We start from the raw sequence: 17422 nt of genomic DNA, 5'->3' as shown, positions 1-17422 counted from the left end.
CGTGGCTCCTGTGTCCGGTCAGCCGAGGTTGCGGGCGGTGTTGATGACGTTGATGCCGTTGAAGCGCGCGGTGCTGGAGCCGTGCGACACCGCCGACACCTGCGAGGGCTGCCCCTTGCCGTCGAAGAAGGATCCGCCGAGGCGGTAGTCGGACTCGTCGCAGACCGCGACGCAGGCGTTCCAGAACTCCGGCGTGCGGATCTGGTAGGCCACGTCCTCGACCATGCCGGTGATCGCGCCGTCCTTGATCTCGTAGAACAGCTGGCCGCCGAACTGGGCGTTGTAGCGCTGCTGGTCGATCGAGAAGGAGCCGTCGCCGACGATGTAGATGCCGTCCTCGACGTCCTTGATCATGTCGGCGACCGAAAGCTTGTCCTTGCCCGGCGCCAGCGAGACGTTGGGCATGCGCTGGAACTGCACGGTCGACCACGAGTCGGCGTAGCAGCAGCCGTCGGACTCGTCCTTGCCGAGGATGTGCGCCTGGTCGCGGATGGTCTGGTAGTCGACCAGGATGCCGTCGCGGATCAGGTCCCAGCGCTTGCACTTCACGCCTTCGTCGTCGTAGGCCACGGCGCCGAGGCTGCCGGGCTGGGTCTTGTCGGCGAAGATCGTGACCTCGTCGCTGCCGTAGCGGAAGCCTTGCTCGCGCTTGTCGAGGGTGGCGAAGCTGGTGCCGGCGTAGTTGGCCTCGTAGCCGAGCACGCGGTCGAGCTCCAGCGGATGGCCGACGGATTCGTGGATGGTGAGCCAGGTGTGCGAGGGGTCGAGCACCAGGTCGTAGCGGCCCGGCTTCACCGAAGGCGCGTGGAGCTTCTCGCGGGCCTGCTTCGCCGCGGCCACGGCGTCCTCGACCATGTCGTAGGAATGGCCGTAGTTGACCACGCCGTTGGGCGAGACGAACTTCTGCGCCGGGTCGCCCTCGAAATACTCGTAGCCCAGGCCCATCGGCGAGGACAGCCCGGAGCGCGAGCGGAATTTGCCGCTGGCCTTGTCGATGGCGGTGACCGTCATCGGCGCCCAGATCCGGTGCACGTCCTGGTCGATGTAGGAGCCGTCGGTGGAGGCGAAGTACTTCTGCTCGTTGACCGCGAACAGGGTGGAGTTGACGAAGTCGGCACCGGCATTCGTGGCGGCGGCGTTCACGCCCAGCAGCAGCTCGACCTTCTCCTTGACCGGGACCTCCATCGCGTTGCGACGGATGGGGGTGCGCCAGGACACCTCGCCGAAGCCCGGCGCGGCGGCGAAGCGCACCGGCTCGGACTGCATGCGGGCATTGGCAAGGGCGATGGCCGCGGCCTGGCGCGCGGCCCCGGCGACGCCGTCGGGCGTGAGGTTGTTGGTCGCCGCGAAGCCCCAGGCGCCGCCCGCGATCACGCGCACGCCGACGCCGGTGGATTCGGTATTGACCACGTTCTGCACCTTGTCCTCGCGGGTGACCACGAACTGACGCAGGTAGCGACCGATGCGCACGTCGGCGTAGCTGGCGCCGGACTCGCGCGCCGCCGCCAGGCCGGCATCCGCCAGCGCTTTCTTGCGCGCGACGTCGATGGTGGTGGCGAGTTCCTCCGCGGCGATGGCGCGGGTGAACAGGGACGGCAGCATCAGGCCGCCGAGGCCGATGCCGCTGCAGGCAAGGAAATCACGTCTGTCCAAGGCAGGTTCCCCGGTGAGTGCGCGTGGATTGGGTGCACCGGCGGACCGCGTGCATCCGTGCCGCCGGGGCTCCCTGATTCTTGACGCGCCGTAGCCGGAGGGTCAACAAACTAATGGCACGGTCGAAAGCCGTCAGCCGAGGTTGCGTGCGGTGTTGATCACATTTATGCCATCGAAGCGCGTGGTGCTGGAGCCGTGCGACACCGCGGACACCTGCGAAGGCTGGCCCTTGCCATCGAAGAACGAGCCACCGTGGCGGAAGTCGCCGGCGTCGCAGATCGCGCTGCAGGCGTTCCAGAACTCCGGCGTGCGGATCTGGTAGGCCACGTCCTCGACCATGCCGGCGATCTTTCCGTCCTTGATGGCGTAGTACAGCTGGCCGCCGAACTGGGCGTTGTAGCGCTGCTGGTCGATGGAGTACGAGCCGCGGCCGTGGATCCAGATGCCGTCCTCGACGTCGCCGATCATGTCCGCCACCGACAGCTCGGCGGGTCCTGCTTCCAGTGAGACGTTGGGCATGCGCTGGAACTGCACGCTCGACCATGAATCGGCATGGCAGCAGCCGTCGGATGCATCCTTGCCGAGGATGTGCGCCTGGTCGCGGATGGTCTGGTAATCCACCAGGATGCCGTCGCGCACCAGGTCCCAGCGCTTGCCCGGCACGCCTTCGTCGTCGTATCCCACGGCGGCCAGGGTTCCCGCCACGGTGCGGTCGGCGACGAAATTCACGCGTTCGCTGCCGAAGCGGAAGCCGTCGGCGCGCTTGTCGAGGGTGGCGAAGCTGGTGCCGGCGTAGTTGGCCTCGTAGCCGAGCACGCGGTCGAGCTCCAGCGGGTGGCCGACCGACTCATGGATGGTGAGGAACAGGTTGGAGGGGTCGAGCACCAGGTCGTAGCGGCCGGGCTTCACCGATGGCGCGGACAGCTTTTCACGCGCCTGCCGCGCCGCGGCCACCGCGTCCTCGACCATGTCGTAGGAGTCGCGGTACTGGACCATGCCTCCGGGCAGGGCGATCTTCCCGGAGGCGTCGCCGTCGAGGTATTCATAGCCCATGCCCACCGGCGTGCCGAGGCCCTGGCGGGTGCGGAAGCGGCCACTGGCCTTGTCCACCGCGGTGGCGGTGAAGGGCGCCCAGATGCGGTGCACGTCCTGGTCGACGTACGAGCCGTCGGTGGAGGCGAAGTACTTCTGCTCGTTGACCAGGAACAGGTTGGATTCGATGAAGTCCGCGCCTGCGGCCATCGCCGCGGCGTTGACGCCCAGCAGCAGCTCGATCTTCTCCTGGACCGGCACCTCCATGCCGTTGCGGCGCAGCGGCGTGCGCCAGCTGCGTTCGCCCAGCGCCGGCGCCGGCGCCAATCGCACCGGGCTGCCCTGCAGGCCCGCGTTGGCCCGGGCGACCGCGGCCGCCTGGCGTGCGGCTGCGGCGACCGCGTCGGGGGCGAGTGCGTTGGTCGCGGCAAAGCCCCAGGCACCGTGCGCAAGCACGCGGATGCCCACGCCGGTGGATTCGCTGCTGACCACGTTCTGCACCCGCGCCTCGCGGGTGGAGAGCGACTGCCTGAGGTAGCGGCCGATGCGTACGTCGCAGTAGCTGGCGCCGGCGTCGCGGGCAGCCTGAAGCGCGGCATCGGCCAGCGCGCGCTTGAGCGCGGGATCCAGCGTGGACACCAGTTCCTCGGCGGCGATGGCACGGCCCCCGGGAAGGGCGAGGGCGAGCGTGGTGGTTCCGGCGAGGACGAGGAAGTCGCGTCGGTGCATCGGGATGGATCTCCAGGGTGCGGTGCGCGTCGGAGCTTGACGCAAGTCGAGGCCGATCACCAAGCCTGCGAGGGCGACCATGCTCCGCCAGCGCTGCGGGCTATCCGTCTTGCAGCAGTTCGCGCCCCGCATCGGTCAGCACCGCCAGCGTGCGCGCGCCATCCTCCACGGTCCGCACCCAGCCGGTGCCGGTGACGCCACCGACGTCGTCCTCGCCGATCCATGCGAGCGTGCGCAGCAGCACGCTCATGCGCACGCCCAGCCGCTTGCACAGGCGGGGCAGGGACACGCCGCCGGGCTCGCCGGCGAGCTCGGCGAGCAGGGCGCGGACCAGGGCCTCGTCAGCCGACAACGCTGGCGGGGATGTCGCGCTGGCGGGGCACACTGCCATCGGCCACGTGCGGCGCGACCACCACCGGCACCGACTTCGAGGTCGGCGTGCGCGATTCGTCGGCGAAACTCGACAGCGGCACCAGCGGATTGGTCTCGGGGTAGTACGCCGCCAGGCAGCCGCGCGGGATGTCGTAGTCCACCAACAGGAAGCCCTTCGCCCGCCTGCGCACGCCGTCGTCGCACAGGCTTTCCAGGTCCACCCGGTCGCCGGCCCGCATGTCCAGGGCGGCGATGTCGTCGGCGTGGATGAAGAGCACGCGGCGTTCGCCAAAGACACCGCGGTAACGGTCGTCCAGGCCGTAGACGGTGGTGTTGTACTGGTCGTGCGAACGCAGGGTGGTGAGCGTGAACACCGGCCGCGTGCCGCCCATGCGCCGGGCGCGATGGATGGGGTTGTCCACGGGCACGGCGGCGGCGATGAAGCGGGCCTTGCCGGTGCCGGTGTCCCAGACGCGGTCGCGGGCACCGTTGGAGAGGCGGAAGCCGCCAGGCACGCGCACGCGGACGTTGAAGTCGTGGAAGTCGTCGAACACCTGCGCGATGCGGTCGCGGATGCGGTCGTAGTCCTCCACCAGCGACGACCAGTCGACTTTCGAGCGCGCGCCCAGCGTGGCCTGCGCGAGCCCGGCGACGATCGCCGGCTCCGACAGCAGCGCGTCCGAGGCCGGCGGCCGGATGCCCGCGGACATGTGCACCATGCTCATCGAATCCTCGACGGTCACGCCCTGCGGCCCGGCGGCCTGGATGTCGATCTCGGTGCGGCCCAGGCAGGGCAGCACCAGCGCTTCGCGGCCGTGCACCAGGTGGCTGCGGTTGAGCTTGGTGGCGACGTGGACGGTGAGGGCGCAGTTGCGCAGGCCGCGCGCGGTGGCGTCGGTGTCGGGCGTGGCCGCGGCGAAGTTGCCGCCCATGCCGAAGAACACCTTTGCGCGGCCGTCGATCATCGCTTCGATGGCGCCGATGGTGTCGTAGCCGTCCGCGCGCGGCGGATCGAATCCGAACACCTGCTGCAAGCGGTCGAGGAAGGCCGCCGGCGGACGTTCCCAGATCATCATCGTGCGGTCGCCCTGCACGTTGCTGTGCCCACGTACGGGGCACAGGCCCGCGCCCGGGCGGCCGAGGTTGCCGCGCATCAGCATCAGGTTGGCGATCATGTGGATCGTGGCCACCGAATGCTTGTGCTGGGTGATGCCCATGCCCCAGCAGGCGATGACGCGCGCCGACTGCAGGTAGATCTCGCCGGCGTGGCGCAGCTGGGCTTCGTCGAGGCCGGATTCGGCGATGATCGTGTCCCAGCGTTCGGCGTGCACGTCGGCGGCGAAGGCGTCGAAACCGGTGGTGTGTGCATCGATGAAGTCGTGGTCGAGCAGAGACGGTCCGCCGCGCGCAATGGCCTCTGCGTCGCGCTCGAGCAGGTGCTTGGCCATGCCCTTGACCGTCGCCAGGTCGCCGCCGATCTTCAGCTGGACGTAGTCGGAGGCGATCTTCGTCGAACCGCCGCGCGCCATCTCCAGCTTGTCCTTGGGGTCGGCGAAGCGCTCCAGCCCGCGCTCGCGCAGCGGGTTGAAGGCGACGATCCTGCAGCCGCGCTTCGCCGCGTCGCGCAGCTCGCCGAGCATCCGCGGATGGTTGGTGCCCGGGTTCTGGCCGAAGACCAGGATGCAGTCGGCCTGCTCGAAATCCTGCAGCGACACCGTGCCCTTGCCGACGCCGACCTGTTTGTTCAGCGCCGTGCCCGACGACTCGTGGCACATGTTCGAGCAGTCGGGGAAGTTGTTGGTGCCGTACTCGCGCACGAAGAGCTGGTAGAGGAACGCGGCCTCGTTCGAGGTGCGCCCGGAGGTATAGAAGACCGCCTCGTCCGGCGAGGGCAGGGCGTTGAGATGCCTGGCGACCAGCGCGAACGCTTCGTCCCAGCTGGCAGGCACGTAGTGGTCCGTGGCCGCGTCGTAGCGCAGCGGCGTGGTCAGCCGGCCCTGGCCTTCCAGCCAGTGGTCGCTGTACCCGGCCAGCTGCGCGACGCTGTGCCGGGCGAACAGCTCCGGTCCCGCCCGGTGCCGGGTGGCCTCGGCGGCCACCGCCTTGGCACCGTTTTCGCAGAACTCGAAGGTCGAGGTGTGGTCGCGGTCGGGCCAGGCGCAGCCGGGGCAGTCGAAGCCGTCGGGCTGGTTGGTACGCAGCAGCGTCCTCGCGCCGGCGACGCCCACGTCCTCCTTCAGCAGCTGGCGGGCCACGCTCTTCAGCGCGTCCCAGCCGCCGGCGGGACCGTCGTACTTGCGGACCGGGCCGTTGCCGCTCATGCGGGGGCGCTCCCGTCGGTGCGCTTCGCGGAGGAGGATGCGCCCGCGCTGCCGCCCGCCGGTTCCGGCAGCAGCCGGTGCCCGTGCGTGTACACCGCCTGCCCATCCTCGCGCGCGAAGCCCACCAGGGTCAGGTTTGCGCGCTCGGCCAGCGAGATCGCCAGCGCCGTCGGCGCCGAGATCGCCGCCATGAAGGCGATGCCGACGCTGGCGGCCTTCATCGCCATCTCGTAGCTGGCGCGGCTGGTGACCACCAGGAAGCCCCCGGCCGCGGAGTGCCCGGTGGCATGCATCGCACCGATCAGCTTGTCGAGCGCGTTGTGGCGGCCGACGTCCTCGCGCGCCAGCTGCAGCGCGCCGTCGAGCGAGGCCCATCCGGCGGCGTGCACTGCGCCGGTCAGGGCGTTGACCGCCTGCGCCGCGCGCAGCTCGTGCAGGGCGCGGCGCAGCGCGGGCGTCGACACCCGCACATCGGTCGCGACCGGTGGCGGGTAGCGCAGCGCGGCTTCGAGCAGCTCGCTGCCGCAGACCCCGCAGCCGCTGCGCCCGCTCATGCTGCGCCGACGCAGTGCCAGCGCCTCCGCGCGCGCGGCCGGGATGCGCAGGCGGATCTCGATGCCCTCGATGAGCTCCTCGATGCGCTCGATGCCCAGCTCGTCGGCGTTCCCGACGATGCCCTCGCTGAGTGCGAAGCCGGTGGCGAAGTCGGCCAGGTCCGCGGGCGTGGCCATCATCACCGCGAAGGGTTCGTCGTTGTAGACGAAGGCCACCGGCACCTCTTCGGCAACGTGGTCGTCGAGCAGGCGCCTGTCGCCGTGGCGCCAGCGCTCGACCGGGCGCAGGACGCTGCCGGCGGCTCCGGCGGGATTTCCGCTGTGGGTGAACGCTCGGGACATGCGACTAGGATGCCGCATCCGTCGGCTGCCGGCAGCCGTTCAGGCACAAAAAGGGCCGCTTCCGCGGCCCTTCCTGATCTTGCAATGGTGGAGGTGGCGGGAGTTGAACCCGCGTCCGAAGGCACTCCATCCCCGGCACTACATGCTTAGCTCACCGTTGGATCTCGTCCCCCGACAGCACGGTGTGCGAAGCGCACCAGGGAACCAGCCTGTTAGTTCAACCGCGGCAGACAGGCGGCCGCCACGGCTGGATTCCCGTAATGATGACCCTACATCCACGAGTACGGGCACAAGTGGGTTCGGGGCTTACGCCTTAAGCGGCGAGAGCGTAGTTGTCGTCGTTGGCAACTAAATGTTTGCAGCTGGATTTACGAGGAAAGCTACCCCCTCGGCATGCGCCAGGCGATTTCGCAACCCCCGTCGAAGCCAGTACACCCCCGTTGACAGGGAAACCTGGCGCCTGCCGGGTGGCAGTGAACACGCGCGACCGGTCCAGTATAGGCGCAGCGGCGGCCCCTGCAAGGGATCGCGCACCGGACGCAGGACATGGGTTCAGCTGCGCGACGGCCGGACCCGGGGCGGGGCAGGCGTTATGCTCGGCCCCCATGGCCACGCCCGACCACGACATGCCTTCGGGCGAACCGCTGCCGGCGCGCCACGGCTACATGTTGGCCGTGCTGGTGCTGGTGGCGTCGCTGACCCTGGTGGCGGTGTACGCGACGGGGGCCGGCCACCGCGAGCTCGCGCTTGCCGAGGCGCGCCTGGCCGCGGAGGCCGACCAGGTCACCGCGCGGCTGCGCCAACAGCTGCTGACCTACGAGCTGATCACCCGGGGCGGCGTGTCGCTGCTTGCCGCCGTCGACCGCCCCAGCGCGCGGCAGTGGCGCAACTATGCCGACGGCCTCGACCTGCCGACGCGGTTCCCGGCGATGCTCGGGCTCTGCTATGCGGCGGCCCTGTCGCCGGCGCAGCTGCAGGAGTTCCAGCTCGAGCAGCGTGATGCCACCCGCACGCTGTTCCGGATCGACCCGGCCGGTGCGCGGCCGCAGTACGGCCCGATCGTCCTGCTCGAGCCGAAGACCTTCGGCACCGCCGACCTGGTGGGTTTCGACATGTTGACCGTGCCGGCGCAGGCCGCGGCGATGGAGGCTGCGCGCGCCAGCGCCACCGCCCGCATCACCGCGCCGCTGGCAAGAATGCAGGAAGGCATCGGGCCGGGCCTGGTGATCTATGCGCCGGTGTACCGGAACGGGATCGTCCCCAGCAACCCGATGGCGCGCACGGCCGCATTGGCGGGCTGGGTCTGCGCGCCGTTCCGCCTAGACCTGTTCGTGGCCAGGGCGCTGCCGGGAGCGGACAGGAACCTGTCGCTGCGCATCGTGGACATCGGCGAAGGCGAAGGCGAGGACGGGGGCGGCGAATCGGCGATGTTCCCGATCGATCCCTCGGCGTTCCCCGGGGCCGATGTCGATGGCGTCCGCCACAGCAGGGTGGAGCACGTGTACGGGCGGCGCTGGCGCCTCGACTTCCACCAGGGGCCGGCGCGCGCCGGGGATGCGGGACTGCTCGGCCCGGAAGGCACCATCTACGTGGGCGTGCTGGCATCGCTGCTGCTGTTCGCGCTGGCGATGATCCTGGCGCGCACGCAGTCGCGCGCGCAGCGCATCGCGGCGCGGATGAGCGACTCCTACCGTCGCAGCGAGCTGCGCTTCCGCAGCGCGATCCGGTTCTCGGCGATCGGCAAGGCATTGCTCGACCGCGAAGGCCGGATCATCGACGCCAACCTTGCGCTGGCCGACATCCTGCGCGCTTCGCCGGAGGAGCTGATGGGACGGTTCTTCAGCAGCCTGTTCACGGGAGGCGTTGGCAAGGCCGCGGCCGAGGGCCGGGCGCGTGCGGCCTCGGGCAGCGTGTACCGCGTGACCCGCGAACTCCACCGCGACGACGGTGACATCCGCCAGGTGCACCTGACCTATGCCCAGGTGCCGGGCGACCACGGCCACGACCTGGCCAGCCTGGTGCAGGTGGAAGACATCACCGACCGGCTGCGTGCCGAGGCCCAGGTGCTGGCGCTCAACCGTACGCTCGAGGCGCGGGTGGCGCTGCGCACGCGCGAACTCACGCGCGCCAACGAGGAGCTGGAGTCGTTCGCCTACACCATTTCCCACGACCTGCGCGCGCCGCTGCGCGCCATCGACGGCTTCAGCCGGATGGTGTCCGAGCGCCACGGCGACGCCTTCGACGAGGTCGGCCGCGGCTACCTGGCCCGGGTCCGCGCCGCGGCCGCGCGCATGGGCGAGCTGATCGATGCACTGCTGAAGATGTCCCGTGTGTCGCGCAGCGAGCTCAGGCGCGAACCCCTCGACCTGTCCGCGATGGCCGAGGACATCATGGCCGAGCTGCAGCAGGGCGATCCCGATCGCAGCGTCGTGCTGGATATCGAGCCGGGCCTCCGGGTGTCGGGCGACAGCACCCTGGTGCGCAACATGCTCGGCAACCTGCTGGGCAACGCCTGGAAGTTCACCCGCGACACCGACCCGGCGCGGATCGCGTTCCGGCGCGTGGAGCACGCGGGCGAACATTGGTTGGAGGTCGCGGACAACGGCATCGGCTTCGACCAGGCCTACGCAGGCAAGCTGTTCCGTCCGTTCCAGCGCCTGCACGCCGCCGACGAGTTCGCAGGCGAGGGCGTGGGCCTGGCCTCGGTGAAGCGGATCGTCGAGCGCCACGGCGGCGTGATCACCGGCGAGGGCGTGCCGGACGGGGGCGCGCGGTTCCGCTTTACCTTGCCGGATGAGCCGGGGTGAGTCATCCGGTGATCGCGTGAGGTCGCAGCCATGGCTGCTCCTGCTGCGGGATTACCGCCTGCCGGTCAGGCGTTGGGGTTGTGGCGACGCATCAGGCGCTGCTTGTCGCGCTGCCAGTCGCGGTCCTTGGCGGCTTCACGCTTGTCGTGCGCCTGCTTGCCCTTGGCCAGCGCCAGCTCGGCCTTGACCTTGTTGCCCTTCCAGTACAGCGCGGTGGGGACGACGGTATAGCCGTCGCGCTGCACCAGGCCGACCAGCTTGTCGATCTCGTGGCGGTGCAGCAGCAGCTTGCGCGTGCGCCGCTCGTCGGTGACGACGTGGCTGGAGGCCTGGGTCAGCGGCGTGACCTGGGCCCCGAACAGGAACAGTTCGCCACCGCGCACCACGGCATAGCTCTCGCCGATGTTGGCGCGGCCGGCGCGGATCGACTTCAGCTCCCAGCCCTGCAGCGCGAGCCCGGCCTCGAAGCGATCGCCAAGCTGGTACTCGTGGCGCGCGCGCTTGTTGAGCGCGATCGTGCCACTGGCCTTTGCCTTTGCCTTATCCTTTGCGCTCTTGCCCATCCCGCCATTGTCCCACGGCGCCGGGCGCGACAGGAAACGGACGTACGCCGCCCATGCCCACCATCACACGGTCAGCGCTGGTCGCGCACTCCGCGGCGCGGATGTTCTCCCTGGTCAACGACGTCGCCGCCTATCCGCGGCGCTTCGCCTGGTGCAGCGGTGCCGAGGTGCTGGAGTCCGACGAGCGCCGCGTGCTGGGCCGCCTGGAGCTCGGCATCGGCGGCATCAGCACCTGGTTCACGACCGAGAACCGCCTGTCGCCGCCGCACCACATCGACATGCAGCTCCGCGACGGGCCGTTCCGCAAGCTCGAGGGACGCTGGGAATTCCACGCCCTGGACGAGTCGGCCTGCAAGGTCACGCTCAGCCTCGACTTCGAGCCGCGCAGCCGCCTGCTGGTGCCGGCGATGAAGCTCGGACTGCAGGGCCTGGCCGACCGCATGGTCGACGACTTCGTGCGCGTCGCCGACGCCGGGGGCTGAGCGGTGCGGGTGGAGGTCGTGCTGGCGCTGCCGCGCGACCATCGCGCGGTGGTCGTCGAACTGGCGGCGCCTGCGACCGTCGGCGATGCAGTGGCCGCCAGCGGCCTGCCGCTGGATGGCATCGACGGGTATGCGGTGTACGGCGTGCGCGCGGCGGCCGGCCAGGCGCTGCGCGATGGCGACCGCGTGGAGCTGCTGCGCCCGCTGCTGATCGATCCCAAGGACGCGCGGCGGCGGCGGGCCGCCCGGCGCTGACCCCGGGTTCAGCGGCGGCGGTTGCTGTCCTGGCGGGGCAGGTTGGGGCCGAACTGCCGGCGCACGTTGCCGATCAGCTCCTTGTCGCGGTCGGGGAAATAGTCACCCTCCCAGCGCGCGAGCGAGTCGCCCTCGAAGAACAGCACCAGGTTGTGGATTTCCGTCTTGCCGGTGCGGCCGACGCGCTCGGTGGCGGTGTAGTCCCAGCGGTCGTGGTGGAACGGATCCTGGATCGACGGCGTGCCGAGCAGGGCCGACACCTGCTGGCGGTTCATCCCGGCCTGCAGCTGGCTGACGTTGTCCGGATCCACCAGGGCGCCCTGGTAGATCGGCTGCTTGTAGAGGACGCTGCAGCCGGTGGCAAGGAAGACGGTGAGGAGGGGAGCGATCAGTTTGCGCATCGGTGGCCAGGGCAGGGCGGACATGCCGCGATGATACACTCGACAGGCCGCCGCGACCGAACCACGGCAGCTGGCGCGACAACCGCCAACTGGACGGAATACGCATGGAAACCAACGAGCTGCGCAAGGCCGGGCTGAAGGTCACGCACCCGCGCATGCGCATCCTGCAGCTGCTCGAGCAGAAGACCGCGCACCACCACATGACCGCCGAGGACATCTACCGCCAGCTGCTCGACGGCGGCGACGAGATCGGCTTGGCCACCGTCTACCGGGTGCTCACCCAGTTCGAGGCCGCCGGCCTGGTGCTCAAGCACAATTTCGAGGGCGGCACCGCGGTCTACGAGATCGACCGCGGTGGCCACCACGACCACATGGTCGACGTCGACACCGGCAAGATCATCGAATTCGAAAGCCCCGAGATCGAGGATCTGCAGCACCAGATCGCGGAGCAGCACGGCTACATCCTGGAAGAGCACTCGCTGGTGCTCTACGTGCGCAAGAAGCGTTGAGCGCGTGCTTCAGCCGGCCGGCGCTTCGTCGGCCTCGCGCAGCAGCCGCCGTGCCGCGGCCCGCGCCTCGCGGCTGACCTCGATCCCGCCGAGCATCCGCGCCAGTTCCTCCTGGCGGCCGGCGTCGTCGAGCAGGCGCACCGAACTCTGCGTCATCCCTGCGCTTTCGGCCTTGCTGACGCGGTAGTGGGCATGGCCCTGGGCCGCGACCTGCGGCAGGTGGGTCACGCACAGCACCTGGCGCTTGCTGCCCAGGTCGCGCAGCTTGCGGCCCACGATCCCGGCCACGCCGCCGCCGATCCCGGAGTCGACCTCGTCGAAGACCATGGTCTGCACGGCGTCCATGCCCAGGGCGGCGACTTCGATGGCCAGCGAGATGCGCGAGAGCTCGCCGCCCGACGCCACCTTGCGCAGCGGCCGCGGCGGCTGGCCGGCGTTCGCCGTGACCAGGAATTCGGCGCGCTCGGCGCCCTGCGCGTCCGGGGCGTCGGCGGCGGTGGGTTCCAGCGCGATTTCAAAACGCCCGCCGCCCATGCCGAGTTCGGCGATCAGCGCGGTCGTGGCCTTGCCCAGCGCGGCGGCGGCCTTGGCGCGGGCCTTGCCGAGGCGGGCGGCGGCGGTGCGCCAGGCGGCGGCAGCGGCATCGATCTCGCCTTCCAGGCCCGACAGCCTTTTTGCCGAACCCACCAGTGTCTCCAGCTCAGCGGCCAGCGCGTCGCGCTGCGCCGCCAGGTCCTCGGGCGGCACGCGGTGCTTGCGCGAAAGCTCGTGCAGGCGCGAGAGCCGGTGTTCCTGCTCCTGCAGCCGGTCCGGGTCGATGTCGAGATCGGCGCGGACGCGGTCGAGCAGCACCGCGGCTTCATCCAGCTGGATCGCCGCGCCCTCGAGCATGCTGTCGACCTCGGCCAGGCGCGGCTCATGCGCCTGCATGCGCGCCAGCAGGCCGCGCAGCTGCTGCACGACGGCCGGCAGCGCATCGGCGTCGCCGCCCAGGCGCTCGAGTGCGGCGTCGCAGGCGCCGACCAGGTCCGTGGCATGGGCCTGGCGGCGGTGGCCGGCCACCAGCTCCTCGATCGCCTCGGGTTCCAGTTCCTCGCGCTCGAGCTCGGCGTGCTGGTGGGTCAGGAAGTCGATGCGGTCGGACACGTCGCCGGCCGCGTTCAGCCGCCCGCGCTCGTGCAGCAGCGACGACCAGGCGCGTGCCGCCCCGGCCACGGTCGCGAGTTCGGCCTCGTGGCGGCCGAAGGCGTCGAGCAGGGCGAGCTGGCTGCCGCGTGACAGCAGCGCCTGGTGCTCATGCTGGCCGTGGATCTCGACCAGCAGCGCGGCCAGCGCGCCGAGTTGCGACAGCGTGGCCGGGCGGCCGTTGATCCAGGCCCGCGAGCCGCCGTCGGCGCGCAGGGTGCGCCGCAGCTGGCAGGCCTGGCCGTCGTCGAACTCCTGTTCGCGCAGCCATTTGAGCGCGGCGGCCGAGTCGGCGAGGTCGAACTCGGCGTCGAGCTCGGCGCGCTGGGCGCCGTGGCGGACCACGCCGCTGTCGGCGCGCAGCCCGGACAGGAAGCCCAGGGCATCGACGATCAGCGACTTGCCCGCGCCGGTTTCGCCCGAAACGACGGTCAGCCCCCGGCCGAACTCGAGTTCGGTGGCGGAGACGACGGCGAAATCCTTGATCGACAGGCGCTTGAGCATGGTCCGCGAATTGTGCCGCGTGGACGCCAAGTGTGTCATCGGTGGATCTCGCCGCTTGCGACAAGCGCCGCACGGACGTATACCCGCGGCATGTCCCGACGCCACTCCGATCCCCTCGACCCGCGCGCGCGCCAGCTGTTGCGCACCCTGATCGGCCGCCATATCCGCGACGGCGAGCCGGTCGGTTCGCAGACCCTGGCCCGGCACGCGGGCCTGGACGTGAGCGCGGCGACGATCCGCAACATCCTGTCCGACCTGGAGGAAGTCGGCCTGCTTTCGGCCCCGCACACCTCGGCCGGACGCGTGCCCACGGCCCGCGGCTACCGCGTCTTCGTCGACTCGCTGCTGCAGCTCAGCCCGCTGGGCGAGGGCGAGTTCGAGCGCCTGCGCGGCAGCCTGGCCCCCGGCGGCGGCACGCAGTCGCTGCTGGGCAGCGCCTCGGAGCTGGTCTCGGCCATGACCCGCTTCGTCGGCGTGGTCAGCGTGCCCGGGCGCGAGCAGTTCGCCTTCCGCCAGATCGACTTCGTGCCGCTGGACGGGCAGCGGGTGATGGCGATCGTGGTCTTCGCCGACAACGAAGTGCAGAACCGCATCGTCCAGACCCGGCGCGCCTACGGCGCCGACGAGCTCGAGCGGGTGGCCAACTACCTCAACGCCCATTTCGCGGGGCAGCCGCTGGCGGGCATCCGCGCCACCCTGCTGCGCGAGCTGAAGAGCGCGCGCAGCGAGATGGAGGGCCTGCTGCGCGCCACCACCGAGATCGCCGAGCAGGTGCTGGTGCCCGGCGGCGAGGACATGGTGGTCGCCGGCCAGGCGCGGCTGCTGGGCCTGCAGGACCTGGCCGACCTCGACCGCCTGCGCGAGCTGTTCGATGCCTTCACCGAGAAACGCGAGATCCTGCAGTTGCTCGAGCGCACGGTGAAGGCCCAGGGCGTGCGGGTGTTCTTCGGCGAGGAAACCGGGATCGCGCCGCTGGCCGGGATGTCGCTGGTGACCGCGCCCTACGGTGCGGACGGCCGGGTGCTGGGCGTGCTCGGGGTCATCGGACCCACCCGCATGGCCTACGACCGGGTGATCCCGGTGGTCCAGGCGACCGCCGAAGCGCTGGGCGCCGCCTTGAAACCCGAGCCGGCAACCCCACTCAGTCCGGACCAAGACACTCCGGACCCACGAGAGCGATGACCACCGAACCCACGCCCGACCACGCCGCAGAGGCACCCGCCGAAGACATTCCGCTGGAAGAAGTGATCGAATCCCTCCGCGGCGAGCTGGAGCAGGTACGCGCGCAGTCGCTGGTCGACCGCGCCGACCTCGAGAACCAGCGCCGGCGCATGGAGCGCGATGTCCAGAACGCCTGCCGCTTCGCCAACAAGCAGATCCTCGGCGACCTGCTGCCGGTGTTCGACAGCCTGGACGCGGCGCTGGTCGCCGGGGCCGCCGGCCCGCTGCACGACGGCGTCGAGCTGACCCTGCGCGAGCTGCGCCGGGTGGCCGGCAACCACGGCCTGTTCGAGATCGCGCCGGCTGCCGGGGACGCCTTCAACCCCGACCTCCACCAGGCGATGAGCGTGGTCGAAGCCCCGGACCTTGGTCCGGGTGCCGTGGCCCAGCTGTTCCAGAAGGGCTACCGCCTCAACGAGCAACTGCTGCGCCCGGCCATGGTGGCCGTCGCCCAGGCCGACTGAACCCACGGCCACCGGCGCTTGAAGGCGCCGGCGACCATCCCCAGATAGCAGTCATCGGCGGCCCCGCCGCCCCAGACACGAACCCAGAGGCAAACCCATGGCAAAGATCATCGGCATCGATCTCGGCACGACCAATTCGTGCGTGGCGATCATGGACGGCGGCAAGGCCCGCGTCATCGAAAACAGCGAAGGCGATCGCACGACCCCCTCGGTCGTCGCCTACACCAAGGACGGCGAAGTGCTGGTCGGCGCGTCCGCCAAGCGCCAGGCCGTCACCAACCCCAAGAACACCTTCTACGCGGTGAAGCGCCTGATCGGCCGCAAGTTCACCGACGCCGAAGTCAAGAAGGATCTCGACCTGGTGCCGTATGCCATCGTCGGGCATGACAACGGCGATGCCTGGGTCGAGACCAGCGAGGGCAAGAAGCTGTCGGCGCAGGAAGTCTCCGCGCGCATCCTCGAGAAGATGAAGAAGACCGCCGAGGACTACCTGGGCGAGAAGGTCACCGAGGCGGTCATCACCGTCCCCGCGTACTTCAACGACTCGCAGCGCCAGGCGACCAAGGACGCCGGCCGCATCGCCGGCCTCGACGTCAAGCGCATCATCAACGAGCCGACCGCGGCCGCGCTGGCCTATGGCATGGACAAGGACGGCGGCGACCGCAAGATCGCCGTGTACGACCTTGGCGGCGGCACCTTCGACATGTCGATCATCGAGATCGCGGAAGTCGACGGCGAGAAGCAGTTCGAGGTGCTGGCCACCAACGGCGACACCTTCCTCGGTGGCGAAGACTTCGACAAGCGCGTCATCGACTACCTGGTCGAGGAATTCCAGAAGGACCAGGGCATCGACCTGCGCAAGGATCCGCTGGCCCTGCAGCGGCTGAAAGACGCCGCCGAGCGCGCCAAGATCGAGCTGTCCAGCGCGCAGCAGACCGAGGTCAACCTGCCGTACGTGACCGCCGACGCCTCGGGCCCGAAGCACCTCAACATCAAGCTGACCCGGGCCAAGCTCGAGGCGCTGGTCGAGGACCTGATCAAGAAGACCATCGAACCCTGCCGCACTGCGCTCAACGACGCCGGCCTGCGTGCCAGCGACGTCAACGAGGTGATCCTGGTCGGCGGCCAGACCCGCATGCCCAAGGTGCAGCAGGCCGTGGCCGAGTTCTTCGGCAAGGAGCCGCGCAAGGACGTGAACCCCGACGAAGCCGTGGCCATCGGCGCGGCGGTGCAGGGCGGCGTGCTCGCGGGTGACGTCAAGGACGTGCTGCTGCTCGACGTGACCCCGCTGTCGCTCGGCATCGAGACCCTGGGCGGCGTGTTCACCAAGATCATCGAGAAGAACACCACGATCCCGACCAAGGCCTCGCAGACCTTCAGCACCGCCGAGGACAACCAGTCGGCCGTGACCGTGCACGTGCTGCAGGGCGAGCGCGAGCAGGCCCGTTACAACAAGTCGCTGGCCAAGTTCGACCTGAGCGGCATCGATGCCGCGCCGCGCGGCATGCCGCAGGTGGAGGTGTCGTTCGACATCGACGCCAACGGCATCGTGCACGTCACCGCCAAGGACAAGAAGACCGGCAAGGAGCAGAAGGTCGAGATCAAGGCCGGTTCGGGCCTGTCGGACGACGAGATCCAGCGGATGGTCGCCGACGCCGAGGCGCACCGCGAGGACGACAGGAAGTTCCACGAGCTGGTCGGTGCCCGCAACCAGGCCGATGCGCTGGTGCACGGCACCCGCAGCGCGATCAAGGACAACGGCGACAAGGTCCCGGGCGACGTGATCGGCCGCGTGGAGTCCGCCATCGCCGAGGTCGAGACTGCGATGAAGGGTGACGACAAGGGCCAGATCGAAGCCAGGACCAAGGCCCTGGAAGAGGTCGCGCAGGCGCTGTTCGCCGCCGTGGCCGCGGCCGGACAGGCCGAGGCCGGTGCCGGCGACGCGGGCCAGGCCGAGGGTGGCCAGGCCGACGACGTGGTCGACGCCGAGTTCACCGAGGTCAAGGACGACGACAAGAAGGCCTGACC

At 70.1% G+C, this 17422-nt stretch carries 15 protein-coding genes and 1 other RNA gene; 7 read left to right on the top strand and 9 right to left on the bottom strand.

The features are described 5' to 3' along the window. Positions 1–18: 18 nt before the first annotated feature. The 6 genes from E2169_RS01110 to ssrA all read right to left on the bottom strand — a co-directional run bounded on the left by E2169_RS01110 (position 19) and on the right by ssrA (position 7442). A complete protein-coding gene (locus E2169_RS01110; RefSeq protein ID WP_165942289.1) occupies positions 19–1653 on the bottom strand; it encodes a TldD/PmbA family protein in 1635 nt (544 codons plus the stop codon). Positions 1654–1785: 132 nt separating this feature from the next. Then, a complete protein-coding gene (locus E2169_RS01105) occupies positions 1786–3414 on the bottom strand; it encodes a TldD/PmbA family protein (protein ID WP_132984780.1) in 1629 nt (542 codons plus the stop codon). A 100-nt stretch (positions 3415–3514) separates the two neighbouring features. Next, positions 3515–3766: a hypothetical protein gene (locus tag E2169_RS01100; RefSeq protein WP_132984779.1), complete on the bottom strand. Its 252-nt coding sequence runs from the start codon at positions 3764–3766 to the stop codon at positions 3515–3517. Beyond that, on the bottom strand, positions 3756–6107 hold the full coding sequence (locus E2169_RS01095; protein ID WP_132984778.1) for an FdhF/YdeP family oxidoreductase: 2352 nt from the start codon (positions 6105–6107) through the stop codon (positions 3756–3758). Before E2169_RS01095 ends, E2169_RS01100 begins: the two co-directional genes overlap by 11 nt. Further along, a complete protein-coding gene (fdhD, locus tag E2169_RS01090; RefSeq protein WP_132984777.1) occupies positions 6104–7003 on the bottom strand; it encodes a formate dehydrogenase accessory sulfurtransferase FdhD in 900 nt (299 codons plus the stop codon). Before fdhD ends, E2169_RS01095 begins: the two co-directional genes overlap by 4 nt. A gap of 85 nt (positions 7004–7088) precedes the next feature. Continuing rightward, positions 7089–7442: a transfer-messenger RNA gene (ssrA, locus tag E2169_RS01085) on the bottom strand. Positions 7443–7608: 166 nt separating this feature from the next. Between ssrA and E2169_RS01080 the strand changes: the two genes are divergently transcribed. Then, positions 7609–9810 (top strand): CHASE domain-containing protein, encoded by a 2202-nt coding sequence (locus E2169_RS01080; protein WP_132984776.1) that lies wholly within the window; start codon positions 7609–7611, stop codon positions 9808–9810. 65 nt (positions 9811–9875) lie between these two features. On the opposite strand, the gene smpB is transcribed toward E2169_RS01080, so the two are convergent. Further along, on the bottom strand, positions 9876–10373 hold the full coding sequence (smpB, locus tag E2169_RS01075) for an SsrA-binding protein SmpB (RefSeq protein WP_132984775.1): 498 nt from the start codon (positions 10371–10373) through the stop codon (positions 9876–9878). A gap of 53 nt (positions 10374–10426) precedes the next feature. Between smpB and E2169_RS01070 the strand changes: the two genes are divergently transcribed. Further along, positions 10427–10855, top strand: a complete 429-nt coding sequence (locus tag E2169_RS01070; protein WP_132984774.1) for a type II toxin-antitoxin system RatA family toxin — start codon at positions 10427–10429, stop codon at positions 10853–10855. 3 nt (positions 10856–10858) lie between these two features. Further along, positions 10859–11110 (top strand): RnfH family protein, encoded by a 252-nt coding sequence (locus E2169_RS01065; protein WP_132984773.1) that lies wholly within the window; start codon positions 10859–10861, stop codon positions 11108–11110. A gap of 8 nt (positions 11111–11118) precedes the next feature. Here E2169_RS01065 and E2169_RS01060 read toward each other — a convergent pair whose 3' ends face one another. After that, positions 11119–11511, bottom strand: a complete 393-nt coding sequence (locus E2169_RS01060; RefSeq protein WP_132985425.1) for an outer membrane protein assembly factor BamE — start codon at positions 11509–11511, stop codon at positions 11119–11121. Positions 11512–11615: 104 nt separating this feature from the next. On the opposite strand from E2169_RS01060, the gene fur reads away from it, so the two are divergent. Further along, positions 11616–12020: a ferric iron uptake transcriptional regulator gene (gene fur / locus E2169_RS01055; protein ID WP_132984772.1), complete on the top strand. Its 405-nt coding sequence runs from the start codon at positions 11616–11618 to the stop codon at positions 12018–12020. A gap of 9 nt (positions 12021–12029) precedes the next feature. Here fur and recN read toward each other — a convergent pair whose 3' ends face one another. Then, complete coding sequence (gene recN, locus E2169_RS01050; RefSeq protein WP_132984771.1) at positions 12030–13709, bottom strand: DNA repair protein RecN; 1680 nt, start codon at positions 13707–13709, stop codon at positions 12030–12032. A gap of 90 nt (positions 13710–13799) precedes the next feature. Between recN and hrcA the strand changes: the two genes are divergently transcribed. The 3 genes from hrcA to dnaK all read left to right on the top strand — a co-directional run bounded on the left by hrcA (position 13800) and on the right by dnaK (position 17420). Then, entirely contained in the window at positions 13800–14891 is a 1092-nt protein-coding gene (hrcA, locus tag E2169_RS01045; RefSeq protein ID WP_132984770.1) for a heat-inducible transcriptional repressor HrcA, read from the top strand. Next, positions 14888–15394: a nucleotide exchange factor GrpE gene (gene grpE / locus E2169_RS01040; RefSeq protein WP_132984769.1), complete on the top strand. Its 507-nt coding sequence runs from the start codon at positions 14888–14890 to the stop codon at positions 15392–15394. The genes hrcA and grpE overlap by 4 nt, the downstream gene beginning before the upstream one ends. Positions 15395–15491: 97 nt before the next feature. After that, positions 15492–17420: a molecular chaperone DnaK gene (gene dnaK / locus E2169_RS01035; protein WP_132984768.1), complete on the top strand. Its 1929-nt coding sequence runs from the start codon at positions 15492–15494 to the stop codon at positions 17418–17420. Positions 17421–17422 lie beyond the last annotated feature (2 nt).

The organism is Luteimonas terricola (genome assembly GCF_004352845.1).
Lineage (GTDB): Bacteria > Pseudomonadota > Gammaproteobacteria > Xanthomonadales > Xanthomonadaceae > Luteimonas > Luteimonas terricola.
Note: the sequence above shows the minus strand (reverse complement) of the source record. Positions and strands in the feature narration are given on the sequence as shown.